Genomic DNA, 18,623 nt, shown 5'->3' with positions numbered 1-18,623 from the left:
TGGAAGCACAGAGGGTTCAGGCTGGACAGTTGCGGTGGCACATACGCGAACGGCCAGGCGTTGAGCCTGGCCGTGGGGCTGGGGCTATTGGGGGTGATGGCGGTTTGCCCAGCAGGCTGCGCCTGCCCTCTCCCCAACCCCTCTCCCGGTGGGAGAGGGGCTCAGGTCTGCTTAGCGGCTGAGCACGCCGGGGTTCATCAGGCCCTTGGGGTCGAGCTGGGCCTTGACTGCGTCCAGCACCGCCAGCGCGGCCGGGTCGCGGCCGGCGCGGTAATCGTAGAACTTGCCCAGTTGCAGGTTGGCGGCGCCATGTGCGCGCATGGTGTCGGCGATCTGCCGCTTGAGCGTGTCCGCAGCACTGCGCGCATCGAGGTGCTCGCCCGGGCAGCCGATGCGCTCACGGTGGTCGGCATCGACGGTGCGGACGTGGAAGGCATTGTGGCTGTCCGGCCAGTAAATGCAGGGCTCGATCAGCGCGACCTGCGCACCCACGCTGGAAAGGAGGGTGCCGATGAAGATGCCGTGCTTGTCCATCGTCTCCTGCTCGCGCGCGAACAGCGCCTGCAGCGCGTTGAACATGCTGGTGGCCTTGGAATGCGGTACCAGCGCATGCACCGGTGCCCAGCGCTCGCCCTGTGGGCCCAGCATGGAGTTCCAGGCGGCAAAAGGATTGGCCGCCATCATCCTGGGGATGGAGGGTTCGATGCTTTCACCAAACTCACCCACCAGCTTGCGCGCGCGGGCGACGCGATCGGCCACCTCGGCGGCGCTGTCACCTTCCAGCGTGATGTGCAGCGAGAACTGCTCCTGGTCGACGATGTCGCGGCCCTTCACCGCCAGCTTCAGGCCGGAGATCAGGCCGCCCTTCCTGATCACGTTGCCCAGCGCCTTGACGTCGCTGGACAGCCCGGCGCGGCGCATGCGCACGCGGGTAAGCGCTGGATCGAAGGCCGCCGTTTCGCTGGCAAGGCTGTGCCGCGCAAGCACGCCAAGCGCTGCAAACAGGCCATCGGCGGTCGGGAACTGCCAGGACAGATAGTCGATATGCGTGTGCTTGGGGATGAGCTTGAGCACGATGCGGGTCTTGATGCCGAGCAGGCCGCAATCACCGAGGAACAGCCCGGTCAGGTCCGGCCCATACCAGCGGAAGAACGGCGCGGTATTGGCGGCTGCCGCCGAGCCGGTGGTGAGGATGTCGCCATTGGCGGTGACCACCTGCAGGCCAAGCACCACATCGGCCGAACAGCCGTAGCGCGCGGAGCCGTGGAACACCGCGCCCTGCGACATGCCGCCGCCGACCGTGGCGTGTGAACCAGACATCGGCCCGAAGTACGGCGTGCGCACGCCCTTGGCGTCCAGCGCGTCCTTCAGGGCGCGCCAGGTGACGCCGGCTTCGACCACCACGTAGGCATCTTCCAGATTGATCTCGACGATGCTGTCCAGCGAACTGGTATTCACCAGCACGCTTGGGCTCCGTGCAGCGGTGTAGCCGCTGGTGTAGCTCATGCCACCGCCGCGCGCGATCACCGCGACACCGGCATCGGTGAGCTGCTTGACCGCAGTGGCGAGCTGCTGTGCATCGTTCGGACGCAGCACCGCCAGCAGTGGCTGGCCCTGCGAGTAGACGTCGGTGGCGTAGTACTCAAGCTCGCTGGCATCGGTGACGATGCTGCCGCCCCAGCTGGACTGCAGCGTGGCGATGACGGCGGTTGCGGTGTCGTTGCTCATGGAAGTCCTTCAGCTCAGGCAGACAGGGCGGCGGCGCGCCCCTGGTAATCGGATTCGGCATCGGTGATGACACGCAGCGGTACCGGCAAGGCGCGCAGGCGCGCTGCCAGGTCCGGCGCGGTGACATCACGCAGCAGGTCATGCAGGCGGCTGCCGAGGCGTAGCAGTTCGACAACGTTGGCATGCACCAACGCAGGCGCAGGCGCATCTACGCGGCGGCGCGCAGCGGCACTTGGCGGCAGCCACGGCCACAGCAGATGGCGCTCGCGCTCCCATTGCCAGGCGTCGCAGAGATAGCCGCCCGCACGGTCGATGAGCGTGCTTGGCAATCCCTGCAGCAGCAAGGCCTGCTCTTCTGCGTTGAGCAGCCATGGCGAATGCAGCACGACTTCGCTGACGCGCGCACCCAAGGCATCCACCAAGGCGGGAACGTAACCAGCGGCGGCACCATGGGCTTCAATCAGCAACGGCAGATCGGCGCTGTCGCGCACTGCCTCCGTCAAGGCAGCGACCACGCTGGCGGCATCCAAGGCAACATCGCCCTCACAGGACGCGCCGTGACCAGGAAGATCCGGCAGCAGGCATGCGCTGTCATTGTCATCAAGCTGCTGCGGCACCAGCGGGCGGGTACCGGGCGCATGCAGGAGCAAGCGCAGCGGCCCCTGCCCTGCCCGCTCCCATACCGCCATGTCACCGCTGGCGGTGGCGATGATGCGTCGCTGCCAGCGGTCATTCGCCGCTGCAACCGCGCTGCCAGCAACGAAGGCCGGCTCGGCCGCCAAGGTCTGCGCCAACCAACCATCCATGCTGTCGAGCATCGCCGGAATACCTGCAGGCTCTTCAACCACCGCAACATTGTCAGGTAGACCGCGCAGACGCGGCATATGCGCCAGCAGTGGATCGCCGTGGCGGTAGACCAGCCACGACGGCATCTGCAGCTGTTGCAGCCAGAAGTGGTCGTTGTGACGGAACGCCGCCGCATAACCGGCGCGATACGTATCGCCCACGTCCAACACGTCCATCACCGTCTCGCGCGTGCTCTCGGTGGTCTGCGGCGCGATCATCATCGCAGCGTCAGCGCGGCCGTCGTACCAGGGGAAGTAGTACTTCTGTTCGCGCATGCGCGACCACAGCCAGCGCAGGTGTGAACCATCCCACTGCGGTACGAATGGCGGCAGGTAGGCGTCGCCATAGAACCCGCTCTCTTCCGGGGTGAAGGCCGCATAGCCATCAACAATCACAGCGGCGACGCGCTGTGGACTCGCCCAGGCCAACCAGGTGGCGATCAAGCCACCCGTGTGCATGCCGAACACCGCGAAACACTGCAGGCCTATGGCGTCGGCGAACGCCAGGGTAGCCGCGCCGAACTCGGCAATCGTCATCGGATTGCCGGGCAAGGCATCGGAATAGCCGAAACCCGGCGTGTCCGGCGCAATCACCGTATAGCGGTCGGCATAGCGTTGCTGCATCTGCGCCCACATCCGCGAGTTCTGCGGTGACTGGTGGATCAACAGCAACGCCGGGCCGCTGCCGGCAATACGGTAGTGCACCTGCCGTCCATTGACGGAAGCGAAGCGCCGCTGGATCTGGGTCATCCGGTTTCCTTAGAGCCTTACCAACGCCTTGCCCAGGTTCTCGCCATTGAGCAGGCCGATGAAACCGGCCGGCGCTGTGGCCAGCCCGTCGTGGATATGCTCGCGGTACCGCAGCGTGCCGGCGGCGATCATCTGCGCCAGTTCAGTGCGGCATTGCGCGAAGTCGGCCAGATGGTCGTAGACCACCAGGCCTTCAAGGCGTGCGCGCGCACCAATCACCGGCCCGAGATTGGGACCAGCCGGGCGCTCTGCGCGGTTGTACTGATCACTGAGCCCGCACAGCACCACGCGCGCATGCAGGCGCAGCAATGACAGCGCCGCTTCCAGCACAGCGCCACCGACATTGTCGAAGTAGCCGTCGATGCGGTCCGGGCACGCTGCACGCAGCGCGTTGATGAAATCCGGATCGCGATAACTGACGCAGGCATCAAAGCCGAACTCATCGGTGACGATGGCGCACTTCTGCGCGCTGCCGGCAATACCAACGACGCGGCAACCGGCCGCCTTGCACAGCTGTCCAACCACGCTGCCAACCGCGCCAGCAGCAGTGGATACCAGGATGGTCTGGCCGGCTTTTGGCTGCAGGATCTTCCGCACACCCGCCCACGCGGTGAGGCCGGGAACACCAAGCACACCGAGGAAGGTACCAGCCGGTGCCAACGTCGCATCAACCAGCGACGTGGCGTTGGCATCCAGGGCGGCGTACTCGGCCCAACCGGTCATCCCGGTCACGACATTGCCGGGCGCGAAACGACCACTTCGATCGGCGATCACCGTACCAATGCCATAACCCGGCACGACGCTGCCCAGCGGCGGGCACGGTACCGCATAGCGGCCACCGAGTTGTGCACGCAGGAACGGGTCCAATGACAACCACTGCACCTGCACCAACAGCTGGCCGTCACCGGGGTTCGGCAACGGCAGCTGCTGCGTTTCAAAGTCCTGCAGCTGCGGCAGGCCCTGCGGGATGTTCCGCAGGCAGACGGCCTGCATTGTCGTGTGCAGGCCGTCCATCATCAGAACGCGTTAATGCCGGTCAGTTCGCGGCCGATCACCAGCTGGTGCACGGTCTCGGTGCCTTCGTACGTGATCACCGATTCCAGGTTCAGCGCATGACGGATCGCACCGTGCTCGGTGGTGATGCCGGCACCGCCAAGCAGGTCACGGCATTCACGGGCGATGTCGATGGCCAGGCGGCAGTTGTTCCACTTGGCCAGCGAGACCTGCTGCGGCTGCATCTGCCCAGCGTCCTTCAGACGACCGAGCTGCAACACCAGCAACTGGCCGGCGGTGATGCGGCGGGCCATGTCGGCCATCTTGATCTGCGCGCTCTGGGTGGCGGCGACCGGGCGGCCGAACAGGATGCGTTCCTTGGTATAGGCCAGCACTTCGTCCAGGCAGGCAATCGCCGCACCCAGCGGGCCCCAGGTAATGCCGTAGCGGGCCTGGGTGAGGCAGCCCAGCGGGCCCTTCAGGCCCTTGACGTTGGGCAGGCGGTTGGCATCGGGCACGCGCACGTTGTCGAAGAACAGCGCGCCGGTGACCGAGGCACGCAGGCTCATCTTGTGCTTGATTTCCTGGGCAGTGAAACCCGGCGTGCCCTTCTCGATGACGAAACCCTGCACGCCCTCGTCGGTATTGGCCCAGACGATGGCGATATCAGCCACCGAGCCATTGGTGATCCACATCTTGGACCCGTTGATCACCCAATCGCCGCCGTCCTTCACTGCGCGGGTCTTCATGCTGGCCGGGTCGGAGCCGCCATGGGCCTCGGTCAGGCCGAAGCAGCCGATCACCTTGCCGCGCGACATGTCCGGCAGCCAGCGCATGCGCTGCTCTTCCGAACCGTAGGCGTAGATGGGGTACATGCACAGCGAGCTCTGCACCGAGACGAAGCTGCGGATGCCGGAATCACCGCGCTCCAGCTCCTGGCAGATCAGGCCGTAGCTGACGCTGTTCAAGCCGGCGCCGCCGTACTGTTCCGGCAGCGAGCTGCCCAGCAGGCCCATGTCGGCGATTTCGCCGATCAGCTCGGTCGGGAAACGCCCCTGGTCGAAGCAGTCGCCGATGATCGGCAGCACGCGCTCATCGGTGAAACGGGCAACGGAATCCTGTACAGCGCGTTCTTCCTCGCTCAGCAGCGAACGCACGTCGAACAAATCGTAGGGGTTCAGTGTCTTCAGGCTCATTACTGTCTCTGGAAGGCGCATCCGCGCCCGGAAGGTAGGGGATAAGGTAGTTCAATCAGGCCGAAAGAATTGCTGCAGCTGCACGCTCGCCCGAGGTTACGGCCGCTTCCATGCCCGGAACCTGCAGTTCGGTCTGCTCACCAGCGAAGTGGATGCGCCCGAACGGGGTGTTGGCCCAACGCAGGGTTTGCGCGAAATGGCCCGGCGAGATCTCCGAGAACGCGCCATCGGCCAGCGGATCATTGCCCCAGCTGCGGGTCTCCAACGGTAGCAGCGCGCCCTTGGACGCCGGCCGCAGCCGTTGCATGGCGTTGATAGCCCAGGCGAAGCGGGCTTCGCGGTCGAGCTGATCGGCCTGCAGGGCCATGGCGCCGTTGAGCCAGACGATCAGGCGGTTGATCTGGCCATCGGCACCGGGCACGGCAAACACGCGCTGCAGCGGGCCGTCGCCCCATAGCGACAGTGGCAAACCATCGTCTTCCCAGAACCTGCGGGTCGGCTGCAGGTGGATGGTGGTGACGGCGTTGGAGCGCCGTGCGGCCCAGACTTCCTGCTGCGCAACCGGCGGTGCCGGATCAATGACGATGCGGCTGAGCGGGCCGCTGGGCAGGGCCAGCACCAGATGCGCGGCACGGAAGCGACGGCCATCGGCGCAACGGACTTCCAGTTTGCCGCGCACGGATTCGACGCGGGTGACCTGGGCGTCGAGCAGCGGTGGCTGCGGCAGCGACGCCGCCATCGCCTCCGGCAGGGCCTGGCTGCCGCCCTGCACCCAACCAGTGCCCTTGGAGCCGAACCTGCGCAGCGCATCGCGGCGCAGTGCGTCGAGCGCACTGATCGACTGCAGTGAAGTGAAACTATTGCCGATATCCATCCACTGCAGCGCCTGTGGCGACCAGCCCTTGCTGGCGATCAGTTCTGACAGCGGGATATCCAACGAGAGATTGGCAGGGTCGCGCCAGCTGTCCACCGCCGGCAGGCCAAGCTCGGCAATCGCGGTGGCCAGCAGCATCGGCGGCAGCAGACCATGCTCGCGCCCCTGCAAGGTGTTCAGCGGGCTTTCGCCCCATGATCTGGCTGGCACCAGCGTATCGCCGATGGCCAGGCCCAGACCGGCGGCGGTCGGCAAGGCCGCGGATGGTGGCACGATGCCAACACCAACGCGCTTGGCGTGGGCGTGTACGCGTTCGTAGGCAGTGCCGACTTCAACCCCACCGATTTCAAAGCGGATGCCGTTGCGCACCACCGTCTGCAGACGACCACCAACGCGTGGATTGGCTTCCAGCACGGTGACCCGCGCACCGCCTGCTTCCAGGGCATGGGCGGCAGACAGACCAGCCAGGCCGGCACCGACCACGATGACATCGCTGGTAGGCACGTTGGCGTGCAGCATGCCCGGCAGCAGCGACAGTGCAGCCATGGCGGAAACTCCGTTGATGAAATCGCGTCGTTGCATTGGTTCTGCCTGCAAAGGTGCGGGGTTTTTGCTTCAAGGGCCGTCATTCCCGCGCAGGCGGGAATGACGATCTGCTGGTGTGTCGGTAACGCCAATCAAGCGCGGCTGGGACGGCGCAACGACCCTCCCAGCCCGCCTCACCGCTTAGAACTTGTAGCTGACCTCAATGCCGTACATACGCGGCAGCGAAGGCGTCAAACCAAAATCACGCAGGTTGGTCACCGCCAGACCGGTCAACGGCGGCACTGCCGGCACGGCGACGTAAGCATCCGGATTGATGGTGCGCTGCGCGTCTTCCAGGGTGCGGTCATTGAACGCATTGGTCACGTAGGCCGAGACCTGCAGCTGCTCGGTCGGGCGGATGCTGAAGCGGAAGTTGGTGCGGGTGGAGGCGCCGATGTACGCCAGGTTGTCGACCTGGATGTAGCGCTTGCCTTCGTAGTTGACGTCCATGTTGGCGGTGTATTCCCAGCCATTGGACAGTGCTCCGTCATACATCAAGCCCAGCGTTGCCTTGTGCTTGGGCACACGCGGCAGGGTAGCGCCGGCGGCATCGGCGGCCGGATCAGCCAGCGTCGGTGCATTGCTGCTCGAGAACAGATCGGCCTGGTCCTGGCTGATGAATTTCAGGATCTCGGCATCGGTGAACGAGTACGCCAGGCTGGCCAGCCAACCCTGCGCGAACGCCCACTGACTTTCCAGCTCGAAACCGCGAATGCGCGATTCACCGACGTTGGTGGTGTAGCTGGTGGAGAACAGCGAACCGTTCTTGCGGATCACCGGGCCGGTTTCGGTCAGCTGCTGGTTGGTCCAGTCGATCTGGTAGATATTGGCATTGACGCGCAGGGTGCCGTCCAGCCAATCGCTCTTCATGCCCAGCTCGTAGTTCCAGGCCTCTTCTTCCTTGTAGGTGTTCAAACCACGGGCGATCAGCGCGTCGCGGTCGGCTTCGCGGAAGTCGGCGCGGTAGACATCGGTGTTGAAACCACCGGGCTTGTTGCCCTTGGAGACCAGCCCGTACAGGTTGACGTTCTCTCGCGCCTGGTAGCTCAGTGTCCAACGCGGGGTGAAGCTGCTGAAGGTCTTGTCCAGCGCATACGACTGCCGGTAGGTGTTGGCACCGAGCACGCGTACATCGGTACCGCCCTTGCTGATTTCATCGCGCGCATAACGGCCTTCCAGCGAGGTGGTCCACTGCTCGTTGATACGCCAGTTGATCAGGCCGTAGAGCGCCTTGTTGACGGTCTGGTCATCCGGATTGGTCGGTATGGGCGTGACCACCTTGGTACCACCGATGGTGTAGCCGGTTAGGTCGCCGCCCCAGCCCGGCTGCGCGTTCTGCTCGTAGTAGTACGCGCCGAGCATGCCCGACACTGCAAGGTTCTGGTCGGTGGTCAGGCGGATGTCCTGCGACCAGTTCTTTACACCGCTGCTGGCGAAGCTTTCGAACGCGCCGCCATAGCCGCGGATGGCGCTGTAATCCTGATCGCTGGCAGCGTAGGTCTCGCTCTTGTTGTAGGCCGAGGTCGATGTCAGGTTCCAGCCGTTGGCGAACAGATAGTCCACCACCACGCTGGTGCGCAGCAGGTCGGTCTTGCGCCCGGAGAAGTAGCCTGCAGTCTCGAATTCCCTGGTGTTCAGCGCATAGTCCGACGGCTCCTTCAGCTCACCGCAGTAGTAGCCGCGACGACGCGATTCCAGGATCGGGTACAGGCCGAAGTGCAGGCCGCCGGTGTATTCGGGCAGGTAGCAGTTGAGGTTGTTGCTGCCCAGACGCGCGGCGGCGAAGTGCTGGTCTCGGCTCTTCTGCTTCATCACCCTTGCGGTGATGTCCAGCGAATCCGTCGGTGACCAGGCGATGGCGGCCATGCCGCTGATGGTCTCGGTGCCATTGAGGTCCTTGCGGCCCGACGCGTTGTTGTAGAACACGCCATCGTTGCCGCGCTTGTTCAGGCTGACGTCGTAACCGAACGAGCCGTCCTCATTCGCGCCCGAGTAGAACAGGCCCATCTTTTCCTGGCCATAGTTGCCCGCGCCCAGGGTGAGCTTGCCGCCCGGTGCACTGCCCGGCCGCTTGGTGATGAAGTTGACCGCACCGGAAAAGGTACGGCGACCGAAGGCCGCCGACTGCGGGCCACGGATCACTTCCACGCGCTGGATGTTCTCCAGCCCGTAGCTGGAGATATCACCTTCAACGTAGATGCCGTCGATGAAGAACGAGGCATTGGCCTCGCCCTGGATGTTGGACATGCCGCGGATCACCGGGCGGTCGAAACCACGGCCATAGCCGGACTTGAACGAGAAGCTCGGCGACAGATTGGCGATGTCGCGCACATCGGTCAGGCCCTTCTTCTCGATGGTCTGCTCGGACATGGCGGTGATCGGCAGCGGCATCTGCTGCAGCGGCTCGGACACGCCGCGCGCGGTCACGGTGATCTGGTCAAGACTTTGTACGGATTCACTACTGGCGGCCGGCGGAGCGCCCGATTCGTCGGCGGCTTCGGCCGCCGCGGTGCCTGCACACAACATCAGTGCGAGCGCGATCGAGGAGCACAGCAGGTCTGGCTTGATGGTTTTCATGGAATTCCCGACTGCAAGGTGTGATCGGTATGGATTGGGAGGATGGATGCGCCGTCTTGGGGGAGGGTTCCGTCCGGTGTTTCCGTACTTCAGTCCTGCTGTTTCGCCGCCGCGCCCTGCTTGAGCTGCTTGTAGGCGCTCCAGCTGGTGACGTTGGGCTGCACCCAGGTTTCGGGTGCGCGTGCGTATTCCGGGTAACGGCTACGCACGAGTTCCTGGATATCGGCCGGCAGTTCGCTGACCGATGCGCGCTTGTTGCCCTGCGCGATGTACAACAGGCTGCCCGGGCGCATGCCCAGCTTCATCCACGGCAACCACGGCCCGACGCGGGTCCAGCCGTAGGTGACCGGCACGCTCTTCAGCGCCGGGTTTTCCAGATCCGCGCGTGGCGCGAAGAACATGAAGTGCTCCGAGCCCATATAGGTCGGGCCACTGGATTCGGCGGGGAATTCGGCCGGCTGCAACGGGTTGGGATAGGCCAGCGGAATATTGAGGGTCAGCATCACCTGATCGCCGGCTTCCACCCATGGCAGGTGCATCGGGCGGCCCGGCGCGTTGAGCACGGTGTTGACCGGATCGTTGGCGACCTGCACGACCTCGTTGCGTTCGCCCGACAGCGGGTTGTCCCAGCTGTCGATGATCTTGCCGGTCTTCAGGTCGCGATAGAACGTGAGCTCACGCGTGTATAAGCGCCACACGCCATCGGCCTGTTTCTCGGCACGGCAGATGTTGTAGCCCTCGAAGCCCATCAGCGGCGCGGCCTTCTTGCCCGGCTCCTGCGCGAACAGGGTGCCGGCCCACCACAGGATCTCTTCCTGCTTGGGGTCCAACGAGCAACGCAGCTTGACCATCGCCTCGACGCTGCCCTGTTCGGACTGCAGATCCAGCGCTTTTGCCTGTGGCGAAAGTGCGATTGCGACAGCCAGCAAAACCGATGACATTCGAATCACGTCCAACCCCCGATTGAAATGGAGCGATGAAGCCAATGCCTTGGCCTGCTCCGGACCACGGAAGACAGGCCTGTTGACCCATCGAAGATGACATATAGCTATATCATTAGTACATTATTGTCCAATCATTTGTAGAACCTATCTCGCAGATCCCCCGGCGGCGCTGGCCGGCATGAAAACCTTGCTGCGCGGGGCACTGGCGAGACTGCGCAAGATGTTGCTTTGCAACAAAAAAGCCTCAACCACGGCCATGAAAATCGGCACTGGCTTTTTGTCCGGACATTTGAGAAATTCGGGAATCGGGGTACGCCAGCAGGACTCAGCAGCCACCACCGCTGGCACCGTGGCGCAGGTATCAAACCGCCGCTTGACCCCGACCAGACCAACATGACATATAGATATAACTTTAGAACTTGAAGCCTTCCGAGGAATCGCCATGAGCCAGCAAGCCCTGCCCCCCAGTTGGCAGCACGTGGGCCGCCACGCGGTGTTCCCTGACAGCGCGCTCGACGACACCGCACGCTTCGACTTCCTGGCCAACCTCAATGGCTACCTGGCCACCCAGCTCAGTCCCAAGGTCAAAGTCGCCTACGAAGCTCGGGTAAAACCCGCCTTCGAGAAGGAAAAGGGCCGCGCGCCGCAAACCCGCCATGAAGTGCGCAAGGCGATGGCTGGCGATGCGATCTACCAGACCTGGAGCGCCTTGCGCCGCAGCAGCATGGAGATGCGCCAGCAGGCCGGTCGCGGTCTGGTGCTCAAACAGGTGGATGCATTGATCGAGAAAACCCGCGCGCTCAACGCCAGCGACGACGGCCTGCAGCTCGATGCCTCGGTGCAGGTGCCACGCTATTCCAGCGCGGTCGACATCCACTGCATGCCCGGCGGCTACCACACCGAGCTGCTGGCCGATGACGTCTCCGCCGCGGCCAACTACGATTGCGGCATCTTCGCCACCACCGGCGGCATGCTCGGCCGTTACAACGACGGCGGCGGCCAGGCCTTGGCGCAGTGGCTGCAGGAACAGCATCCCGGGTTCAAGCCACGCCGTATCCTCGATATCGGCTGCACCGTCGGCCACAACATCGTGCCGCTGGCGCAGGCCTTCCCGGACGCGGAAGTCATCGCGATCGATGTGGCCGCGCCGATGCTGCGTTATGCGCATGCCCGCGCCCGTGCGCTGGGCGTCAACAACATCACGTTCCGCCAGGCCAACGGCGAAGCGCTGGACTATGCCGACGGCTCGTTCGACCTGATCACCACTGCCATGTTCTGGCATGAGAGCTCTTCCACGGCGATGCCGCGCAAGCTGCGCGAGATCCAGCGCCTGCTGGCCAGCGGCGGCCTCACCGCGCACCTGGAGCAGCCGCAGTACCACGGCATGGACCCCTACGAGCAGTTCATCCGCGACTGGGATGCGTACAACAACAACGAGCCGTTCTGGAGCGTGATGCACGAATACGACCTGCGCCAGATGATGACGGCGGCAGGCTTCGATGCGGAGCGCTATTTCGAAACCAAGGTCCGTGGTGTGGTTGACCGCGACATCTTCCCGGTCGCCAGCGAGAGCGGCGAAGACCACGGCCGCGCTGCGCTGTGGACCATGTTTGGAGCGTGGAAAGCATGAGCATCGATCCGATCGCCCTGGCCGGCAGCCGCGCCCGTGGCAAGCGCCCGTACTTCTTCAAGGACCCGGACGTGGAGCGCGTGCTGTCCATCGCCATGGCCATCGCCATGGAGAACGCGGTGACCCATCAGCGCCTGGATGCGCTGGAACGCCTGATCGAACAGAAAGGCCTGCTCAGCCGCGAGGAACTGGACCAGTTCCGCCCGGACCGTGAGGCCGAAGCACAGCGCACGCTGTGGATGAAGGAATACATCGCCCGGGTCCTGCGCATCGTGCAGCAGGAAACCGAGGTGTTGGAAAGCGGTGCTATGGACGTGCCGATGGAAGAAGTCATGGATGAACTTCGCGACCAGTAAGACGCAACAGCGTCGCCCATCAAAGACCACAACCAAGGAAAGCACATGACCGATCTGGCCAAGCACATGCCCGCCCTCGCCCGCCATGAGGGCGTCTGGGATGGCGTGTACCGTTACTACGATGCCAACGGCGACAAGATTGACGAGCACAAGTCGCGTTTGATCTGCCGCATCACCGACGACGACAAAGCCCCGTACCACCAGACCAACCATTACAGCTGGGCAGACGGCAAGACCGAAGTACGCGACTTCCCGACGTCCTACCTGTTCGGCCGCATCATTTTCGACAATGAGCTGATTTACGGTTGGTGCACCGAAATTCCGGAAGACGACCATCACCGAACGCTGATGCTGTATTGGCAGCGCAAGGGTGAAGACGGTCTTGAGCTGTACGAAATGATCCAGCTGTCAGATGACGGCCAGCTACGCAACCGCATCTGGCATTGGTACAAACGCGGCGTACTGGTACAGCGTACGCAGATTGACGAGAAGTTTGTGAGCCGGGATTGGCAGAAGATCAAGGGCGAGAGCTTCAACGGCGACCCGATCTGATCTGCAGATTTTGCTTGAGCCGCTCGCCCGGGCGCGGGGGGGGGGTTGGGGTGGGGGGAGGCTCCTAGCAAGCGAAGCAAACGCTTTAACGGCTCTTGAAGCTTTAGAAGCTCCCCTCATCCGCCCCTTCGGGGCACCTTCTCCCGCAAGCGGGAGAAGCAACAGCAACAGCAACAGCAACAGCGCAAGCAACTGCAACTGCCACTGCAACTGCAACTGCAACTGCAACTGCAACCAAGATGATCCACGCCGCCCATCCATCGAGGCAAGCAATGAGCAACACCCGCAGACATTTCCTCGGCAGCGCCGCCGGCCTGGCCGCACTCGGCGCCGTCGGCCCCGCCCTGCTCGGCACCTCGGCTCCCGCACAGGCAGCCATGGGCAAGGGGCCGGATGCGCTCAACGAGCGCACCGACGGCACCTACGCCACGGTTGAATTGGCCAAACCGGCCTGGACTCTTGGTCTCGTGCAATCGCGCGTGCACAGCTTCGATGCCAAGGAATGGAAGGCGGGCAGCAAGCGCAACCTGGCGCATATGCTCGAGCTCATCGACAAGGCGCATTACCACGCCAAGCCCGATCTTCTGCAGTTCCACGAGTTCCCGCTCAGCGGCTGGCGCAAGTGGACCCGCGATGAAATCCTCAAGTTCGCCATCACCATTCCCGGCGAAGAAACCGAAGCCATCGCCAGTAAGGCACGCCAGTACGGCACCTGGATCGTGTTTGGCGCCTACGCCACCGATCCGGATTGGCCGGGCCATGTGTTGTCGATCACCACGATCATGAACGACAAGGGCGAAATCGTGGACAAGCACTGGAAGGCGCGCAACCTCAAGGGTGCGTTCCCGGACTTCGAGCTGTTCACCACGACTACCTACGACGTGCTCGACCGCTACGTGGAAATGTACGGCCGCGATGCGGTGGTGCCGGTGACCCGCACGCCGCTGGGAAATATCTGCACCAGCTCGACGCAACGTGAGCCGGAGCTGTTCCGCGCAATGGCGTTCAAGGGTGCCGAGGTGTTCCTGCGCACCGCCTCCGGTGGCTTCTCGGACATGGATATCGCCGCCTGCGCGATGTACAACGGCGTCTATTCGTCCATCGTCAACAACTCGATCTCGCCGGACAACGGACCGTACTTCGATGATCCGGGCTCAGGCGGCACCGCCCTGTATGACCCCAGCGGCAAGATCGTCGCCGAGGCGCAGAGCAAGGAAGAAACCCTGGTGCTGGGCCGCGTGCCGATTGCCGAGCTGCGTGCACGCAAACGCCAGCCTGTCGTGCACATGGATCTGTTCCGCGACGTCTACGACGCCTACCAGAACGCCTATCCGCCGAACCTGTGGTCGGAGTACCTGCCTACTTCACTGGAAGATGCGGCGCGCTACATCCGCGGCAAGTCGCGCTGGAAGTAAGTTGAACCGACAACGGCGCCGCAAGGCGCCGTTGCCTCATCCAACGCCCCCCTGATTCCAGGAGCCAGGAGAAAGGCGGCTTCAAGGTGCAGCGCGCGGCCATGCCTACAGCCAATCCTACTCACGAGCAGGTGACGTGGCGTGGATCAAACTGAGCGCCAGTTCTGCAACGACGGACTCGCCAATGCCAACCGTCTTCCATCTCGGCCTGCTGCTGTGCTGGGCGGTGGTGCTTGGCTATTGGGCCATCACCGCACTGCGCGCCAAGCCGGTGACCCGCAACGAGTCGCGTACCAGGCAGTTCCTGGCGTACTGGCTGCCGTTGATCATCGCGGTACTGCTGCTGGGTCCAGGCCATTGGTTCGGCCACAGTTGGCTGCGTGAGCAGTTCGTTCCGCATTCAGTGCCGATCTACACGTTGGGTCTGCTGCTGTGTGCGGCCGGTGCCACACTCGCGTTGTGGTCGCGCTGGCAGCTGGGTCGCAACTGGAGCGGCAACGTGCAGATCAAGCAGGCGCATGAGCTGATCAGCAGCGGCCCGTATGCGCATGTGCGCAACCCCATCTACAGCGGCTTCCTGCTGATGTTCAGCGGCACCGCGCTGATGATTGGAGATTGGCGTGGGGTGATCGCCGTGGCAATCGTGTTCGCCTCGTTCTGGGTCAAGCTGCGGCAGGAGGAGCGCTTCCTCGCGGCCCACTTCGGGCCCGCTTACAGTGCCTATGCGGCACGCACCAAACGCCTGATTCCCGGTCTGCTGTAAGGCCTCAGGCGCCGCGCTCCGGGTCATCCTCACCACCGCGTCCTGCGCCGTAACCCAGCCCGGCGCCCATGCCCATGCCTGCCCCCATCCCACCCATGCCACCGCCACCGGCACCGCCTTTGCCACCACCAGCGGCGTCCCTCTCGGCGCCTTTACCTGCACCCTTGTTGCCGCCCCCGCTGCCCGCCGGACGCAACGGCCCTTGCCGGGGAATGGCGACGGCAGCCGGTATCACCTCCAGGTCCAATACGCTGCGGACGAAGTCGCGCAGTGACACCACCAGCTCGGCGGTATGGATCGGCCGGCCCTCGACCATATCGGTGGCAGCGCGCGCGGCCAGCCGCACCTGTTCCTCGGTGCCCAGCAGGATCACATCCGACAGCGCGGCCTCCACCGCATCGCGGATGCGGCGCGCCCGTTCTCCTGCCTCGCCCGGATCCGGGCTCGGCAGCAGCAGGGCACCGTCGGCGGTCGTAGTGGTCTGTCCCTGCGCCAGTTCGGCAGCACGTCGGCGCAGATCGCGCAGGTGGCTGGGGTCAACGCTGAGATCTCCTGTAAAGGAACCACCCAGCGTCTTGTAGGCTGCAATCAGGGTCTTCAGCCGCTCGTTGATCTGGCGGTTGGCCGCCTCACGCTTCTGCTGCACCGCCTGCATCACCAGCAGGCGGATGCCCACGCCGATCAGGGTGATGATCGCCAGGCCCAACAGCGTCGACAGCAGGCCCTGCCAGGAACTGAAATCCAGACCACGCATCCGCGCACCCGTTGCTGCAGGCGCACATGCGCGCCGGAGCCTTCATCGTACCGGCAGCATGCCCATCCCCACCAACGGCACAGCCACTGGGGCCGGCGGACGCGGTATCGTGTCGCCCTCTTCTTGTCCTAGAACCCGCCGATGCCCAGCACTTCTTCCGCCCCGGCCAGCGCCCCCTCACACAAGCTGGAACGCGCGCTCAAGCCGCGCCAGCTGATCATGATGGGGCTGGGCAGCGCCATCGGCGCAGGTCTGTTCCTGGGCTCGGGTGTGGGTATCCAGGCCGCCGGGCCGGCCGTGCTGATCTCCTATCTGGTGGCCGGCACCCTGGTCATCATCATGATGCACGCCATGGGCGAGATGGCCGCCGCGCGGCCGGCCAGCGGTGCCTTCTCGGTATACGCAGCCGACGCCCTCGGTGCCACCGCCGGCGCCACCGTGGGCTGGCTGTGGTGGGCGCAGCTGGTGGTGGTGATCGCGGCCGAATCGGTTGGCGCCGCCGGCCTGCTCAGTACGGTCTGGCCGCAACTGTCGGTACCGCTGACCTCGCTGACGTTCATGCTGGTGTTCACTGCGATCAACCTGCTGGGCGTGCGCAATTTCGGTGAGTTCGAGTTCTGGTTCGCCATTCTCAAGGTAGGCGCCATCGTCGCTTTCATCCTGGTCGGCATCGCCCTGCTGCTGGGCCTGCTGCCGAACGTGCCCTCGCCCGGCCTGGCCAACATCACCGGCCACGATGGCTTCATGCCCAAGGGCCTGGCCGGCATCGGCGCGGCGCTGTTGGTGGTGATCTTCGCCTTCGGCGGCACCGAGATCGTGGCCGTGGCCGCGGCTGAAACCCAGGACCCCGAGCGCAGCCTGGCCCGCGCCATCCGCACCGTGGCCTGGCGCATCCTGGTGTTCTACATCGGCTCGATCGGCGTGATCATCGCGGTGGTGCCTTGGAACAGCGAAAGCCTGAAGTCACCATTCGCCGCGGTGCTGCAGGTCGCCAATATCCCCGGGGCCGCCACTGCCATCACCCTGATCGCAGTGATCGCCCTGCTGTCGGCGCTGAACGCCAACCTCTACGGCGCGTCACGGATGATCTATTCGCTGGCAGAACGGGCTGAAGCGCCGCGCTGGCTGGGCCTGACCAATACCCGCCAGGTACCGGTAGTGGCCGTCCTGGCCAGCGTGCTGTTCGGCTTCGTCGCCACCGTGCTGGAACTGATCTACCCGGACAAGGTGCTGCCGGTGCTGCTCAACGTGGTCGGCTCGACCTGCCTGCTGGTGTGGACCATCACCCTGGTATCGCAGCTGATCCTGCGCCGTCGGGCCGACCGCCTGGGTACGCCGCTGCCGTTCCGCATGGCCGGCTTCCCCTACCTGACGGTGCTGGCGCTGGCGATCCTGGCGCTGATTTTCGCGCTGTTGCTGGCCACCCCGGAAACCCGCCTGCAGTTCCTGTCGATGGCCGCCTTCACCGCTTTCATCGCGCTGTGCAGTGGCCTGGCAAGGAAGTCGCAGCGCGCCTGACCGTGCCAGAACAGGCTGTTCGCCCGCCTACGACCATGGCGGGCTTGTTTTAACGCGAAACTAACGGCAGGCTGCGCCCATCCGAGGCCAGTCATGCCAACCCCAGACCCCCGCGTAGACGACTACATCGCCAATGCCGCCGCTTTCGCGCAGCCGATCCTGCACGAGATCCGCCTGCGTGTGCACAGCGGTTGCGCGACGGCTGAGGAAGCCATCAAGTGGGGCATGCCTGCGTTCCTGTACAAGGGCAAGCTGCTGTGTGGCATGGCCGCGTTCAAGGCGCACGCCACGTTGGGTTTCTGGCAACGCGAGGCCGGCAGCGGCGATGACTCGGCCATGGGCCAGTACGGCCGCCTGCAGTCAACAACCGACCTGCCCGGCAAACGCGAATTCACAACCCAGCTACGGGCCGCCATGCAACGTATCGATGCAGGCGTAACCCGCCCCAAAGCGGCCCCGCGCGCGCCGCTGCCAATGCCCCCGGCGTTCGCCGAGCCGCTGGCTGGTGCAGCAGTCGCCAAGGCACACTTTGACGGTTTCAGCCCCGGCTACCAGCGCGACTATCTGGAATGGACAGGTGAAGCCAAACGCGACAGTACCCGCCAGCAGCGGATCGCCCAGGCCATCGAGTGGTTATCCGATGGCAGGCACCGCGGTTGGAAACATGAGAAGCATTGACGTGGACCGCGCCAGCGATTCCACTTGCCGCAAACATCCCCCCATCAGTCCTGTTGCTACGCCATGATCGACCTAGAAGACCTCATCCAGCGCTCCATCGACCCTGAGTCCGTCAGGCTGGAAGGCACCCTGACAAACCCGCCGTCGTTCGGCGTATACGCCATCGAGAACATCGATGACGGCAGTACCCATTACCGCTTTGGCAATCACCCGGTGCGCAAGCAGGAACTGGAGGACAAGTTCGGCAGCGCCGAGCTGGAGTACCTGTTCCTCAGCCGCGAAGACGCCGCTGCATTGACCGCGGCCCTGAATCGTCCCGAAGCGGACTGAGCAGGCCGAGGTAATGCCGAGCCATGCTCGGCTGGGGCATTCCCGAGTAGTGGGGGGGGGGGGGGGGGGGGGGGCGGCGGGGCCGGGGGGGCGGGCGCCGGCCCGCATCGCGGCAGGGCGGGCGGACGCCGGGGC

At 64.5% G+C, this 18,623-nt stretch carries 17 protein-coding genes; 9 read left to right on the top strand and 8 right to left on the bottom strand.

The window, feature by feature from the left end:
- Positions 1-171: 171 nt before the first annotated feature.
- From ACVOLS_RS14020 to ACVOLS_RS13990, 7 genes are all read right to left on the bottom strand, one after another.
- Complete coding sequence (locus ACVOLS_RS14020; protein ID WP_481546101.1) at positions 172-1,728, bottom strand: FAD-binding oxidoreductase; 1,557 nt, start codon at positions 1,726-1,728, stop codon at positions 172-174.
- A gap of 14 nt (positions 1,729-1,742) precedes the next feature.
- Positions 1,743-3,323, bottom strand: coding sequence for an alpha/beta hydrolase (locus ACVOLS_RS14015; protein WP_481546100.1), 1,581 nt, complete (start codon positions 3,321-3,323; stop codon positions 1,743-1,745).
- A 9-nt stretch (positions 3,324-3,332) separates the two neighbouring features.
- On the bottom strand, positions 3,333-4,340 hold the full coding sequence (locus ACVOLS_RS14010; RefSeq protein WP_481546099.1) for an NADP-dependent oxidoreductase: 1,008 nt from the start codon (positions 4,338-4,340) through the stop codon (positions 3,333-3,335).
- Positions 4,340-5,512 carry an acyl-CoA dehydrogenase family protein gene (locus ACVOLS_RS14005; protein WP_057626965.1) on the bottom strand — a complete coding sequence of 391 codons (1,173 nt, stop codon included), beginning with the start codon at positions 5,510-5,512 and terminating at the stop codon, positions 4,340-4,342. The genes ACVOLS_RS14010 and ACVOLS_RS14005 overlap by 1 nt, the downstream gene beginning before the upstream one ends.
- Positions 5,513-5,567: 55 nt before the next feature.
- Positions 5,568-6,932 carry a flavin monoamine oxidase family protein gene (locus ACVOLS_RS14000; protein WP_481546098.1) on the bottom strand — a complete coding sequence of 455 codons (1,365 nt, stop codon included), beginning with the start codon at positions 6,930-6,932 and terminating at the stop codon, positions 5,568-5,570.
- Between the two features lie 180 nt (positions 6,933-7,112).
- Positions 7,113-9,548: a TonB-dependent receptor gene (locus tag ACVOLS_RS13995; RefSeq protein WP_481546097.1), complete on the bottom strand. Its 2,436-nt coding sequence runs from the start codon at positions 9,546-9,548 to the stop codon at positions 7,113-7,115.
- 89 nt (positions 9,549-9,637) lie between these two features.
- A complete protein-coding gene (locus tag ACVOLS_RS13990) occupies positions 9,638-10,489 on the bottom strand; it encodes a DUF1838 family protein (RefSeq protein WP_481546096.1) in 852 nt (283 codons plus the stop codon).
- Between the two features lie 181 nt (positions 10,490-10,670).
- Here ACVOLS_RS13990 and ACVOLS_RS13985 point away from each other — a divergent pair, with 181 nt between their 5' ends.
- The 6 genes from ACVOLS_RS13985 to ACVOLS_RS13960 all read left to right on the top strand — a co-directional run bounded on the left by ACVOLS_RS13985 (position 10,671) and on the right by ACVOLS_RS13960 (position 15,208).
- Positions 10,671-10,889 carry a hypothetical protein gene (locus ACVOLS_RS13985; RefSeq protein ID WP_481546095.1) on the top strand — a complete coding sequence of 73 codons (219 nt, stop codon included), beginning with the start codon at positions 10,671-10,673 and terminating at the stop codon, positions 10,887-10,889.
- A gap of 45 nt (positions 10,890-10,934) precedes the next feature.
- The gene (locus ACVOLS_RS13980; RefSeq protein ID WP_481546094.1) at positions 10,935-12,122 is read left to right on the top strand and encodes a class I SAM-dependent methyltransferase; all 1,188 of its coding nucleotides are present in this window, start codon (positions 10,935-10,937) and stop codon (positions 12,120-12,122) included.
- Entirely contained in the window at positions 12,119-12,478 is a 360-nt protein-coding gene (locus ACVOLS_RS13975; protein ID WP_481530407.1) for a hypothetical protein, read from the top strand. Before ACVOLS_RS13980 ends, ACVOLS_RS13975 begins: the two co-directional genes overlap by 4 nt.
- A 45-nt stretch (positions 12,479-12,523) precedes the next feature.
- Positions 12,524-13,030, top strand: a complete 507-nt coding sequence (locus ACVOLS_RS13970) for a DUF3598 family protein (protein ID WP_481546093.1) — start codon at positions 12,524-12,526, stop codon at positions 13,028-13,030.
- A 272-nt stretch (positions 13,031-13,302) separates the two neighbouring features.
- The gene (locus ACVOLS_RS13965) at positions 13,303-14,445 is read left to right on the top strand and encodes a nitrilase-related carbon-nitrogen hydrolase (protein WP_481546092.1); all 1,143 of its coding nucleotides are present in this window, start codon (positions 13,303-13,305) and stop codon (positions 14,443-14,445) included.
- Between the two features lie 184 nt (positions 14,446-14,629).
- The gene (locus ACVOLS_RS13960) at positions 14,630-15,208 is read left to right on the top strand and encodes a methyltransferase family protein (RefSeq protein ID WP_481546091.1); all 579 of its coding nucleotides are present in this window, start codon (positions 14,630-14,632) and stop codon (positions 15,206-15,208) included.
- Positions 15,209-15,212: 4 nt separating this feature from the next.
- Here the strand turns inward: ACVOLS_RS13960 and ACVOLS_RS13955 are convergent, their stop codons facing one another.
- Complete coding sequence (locus ACVOLS_RS13955) at positions 15,213-15,962, bottom strand: hypothetical protein (protein WP_481546090.1); 750 nt, start codon at positions 15,960-15,962, stop codon at positions 15,213-15,215.
- Positions 15,963-16,103: 141 nt separating this feature from the next.
- Between ACVOLS_RS13955 and ACVOLS_RS13950 the strand changes: the two genes are divergently transcribed.
- The 3 genes from ACVOLS_RS13950 (at position 16,104) to ACVOLS_RS13940 (ending at position 18,488) form a co-directional block, all read left to right on the top strand.
- On the top strand, positions 16,104-17,480 hold the full coding sequence (locus ACVOLS_RS13950) for an amino acid permease (protein ID WP_481546089.1): 1,377 nt from the start codon (positions 16,104-16,106) through the stop codon (positions 17,478-17,480).
- Between the two features lie 93 nt (positions 17,481-17,573).
- On the top strand, positions 17,574-18,158 hold the full coding sequence (locus ACVOLS_RS13945) for a YdeI/OmpD-associated family protein (protein ID WP_481546088.1): 585 nt from the start codon (positions 17,574-17,576) through the stop codon (positions 18,156-18,158).
- A 63-nt stretch (positions 18,159-18,221) separates the two neighbouring features.
- Positions 18,222-18,488 carry a hypothetical protein gene (locus ACVOLS_RS13940; RefSeq protein ID WP_282272864.1) on the top strand — a complete coding sequence of 89 codons (267 nt, stop codon included), beginning with the start codon at positions 18,222-18,224 and terminating at the stop codon, positions 18,486-18,488.
- Positions 18,489-18,623 lie beyond the last annotated feature (135 nt).

The organism is Stenotrophomonas sp. STEN038 (genome assembly GCF_056759895.1).
Note: the sequence above shows the minus strand (reverse complement) of the source record. Positions and strands in the feature narration are given on the sequence as shown.

Coding starts and splice junctions, on each gene's coding strand:
- ACVOLS_RS14020 (WP_481546101.1), bottom strand. CDS start 1,728: ATGAGCAACGACACCGCAACCGCCGTCATCGCCACGCTGCAGTCCAGC.
- ACVOLS_RS14015 (WP_481546100.1), bottom strand. CDS start 3,323: ATGACCCAGATCCAGCGGCGCTTCGCTTCCGTCAATGGACGGCAGGTG.
- ACVOLS_RS14010 (WP_481546099.1), bottom strand. CDS start 4,340: ATGATGGACGGCCTGCACACGACAATGCAGGCCGTCTGCCTGCGGAAC.
- ACVOLS_RS14005 (WP_057626965.1), bottom strand. CDS start 5,512: ATGAGCCTGAAGACACTGAACCCCTACGATTTGTTCGACGTGCGTTCG.
- ACVOLS_RS14000 (WP_481546098.1), bottom strand. CDS start 6,932: ATGGCTGCACTGTCGCTGCTGCCGGGCATGCTGCACGCCAACGTGCCT.
- ACVOLS_RS13995 (WP_481546097.1), bottom strand. CDS start 9,548: ATGAAAACCATCAAGCCAGACCTGCTGTGCTCCTCGATCGCGCTCGCA.
- ACVOLS_RS13990 (WP_481546096.1), bottom strand. CDS start 10,489: ATGTCATCGGTTTTGCTGGCTGTCGCAATCGCACTTTCGCCACAGGCA.
- ACVOLS_RS13985 (WP_481546095.1), top strand. CDS start 10,671: ATGAAAACCTTGCTGCGCGGGGCACTGGCGAGACTGCGCAAGATGTTG.
- ACVOLS_RS13980 (WP_481546094.1), top strand. CDS start 10,935: ATGAGCCAGCAAGCCCTGCCCCCCAGTTGGCAGCACGTGGGCCGCCAC.
- ACVOLS_RS13975 (WP_481530407.1), top strand. CDS start 12,119: ATGAGCATCGATCCGATCGCCCTGGCCGGCAGCCGCGCCCGTGGCAAG.
- ACVOLS_RS13970 (WP_481546093.1), top strand. CDS start 12,524: ATGACCGATCTGGCCAAGCACATGCCCGCCCTCGCCCGCCATGAGGGC.
- ACVOLS_RS13965 (WP_481546092.1), top strand. CDS start 13,303: ATGAGCAACACCCGCAGACATTTCCTCGGCAGCGCCGCCGGCCTGGCC.
- ACVOLS_RS13960 (WP_481546091.1), top strand. CDS start 14,630: ATGCCAACCGTCTTCCATCTCGGCCTGCTGCTGTGCTGGGCGGTGGTG.
- ACVOLS_RS13955 (WP_481546090.1), bottom strand. CDS start 15,962: ATGCGTGGTCTGGATTTCAGTTCCTGGCAGGGCCTGCTGTCGACGCTG.
- ACVOLS_RS13950 (WP_481546089.1), top strand. CDS start 16,104: ATGCCCAGCACTTCTTCCGCCCCGGCCAGCGCCCCCTCACACAAGCTG.
- ACVOLS_RS13945 (WP_481546088.1), top strand. CDS start 17,574: ATGCCAACCCCAGACCCCCGCGTAGACGACTACATCGCCAATGCCGCC.
- ACVOLS_RS13940 (WP_282272864.1), top strand. CDS start 18,222: ATGATCGACCTAGAAGACCTCATCCAGCGCTCCATCGACCCTGAGTCC.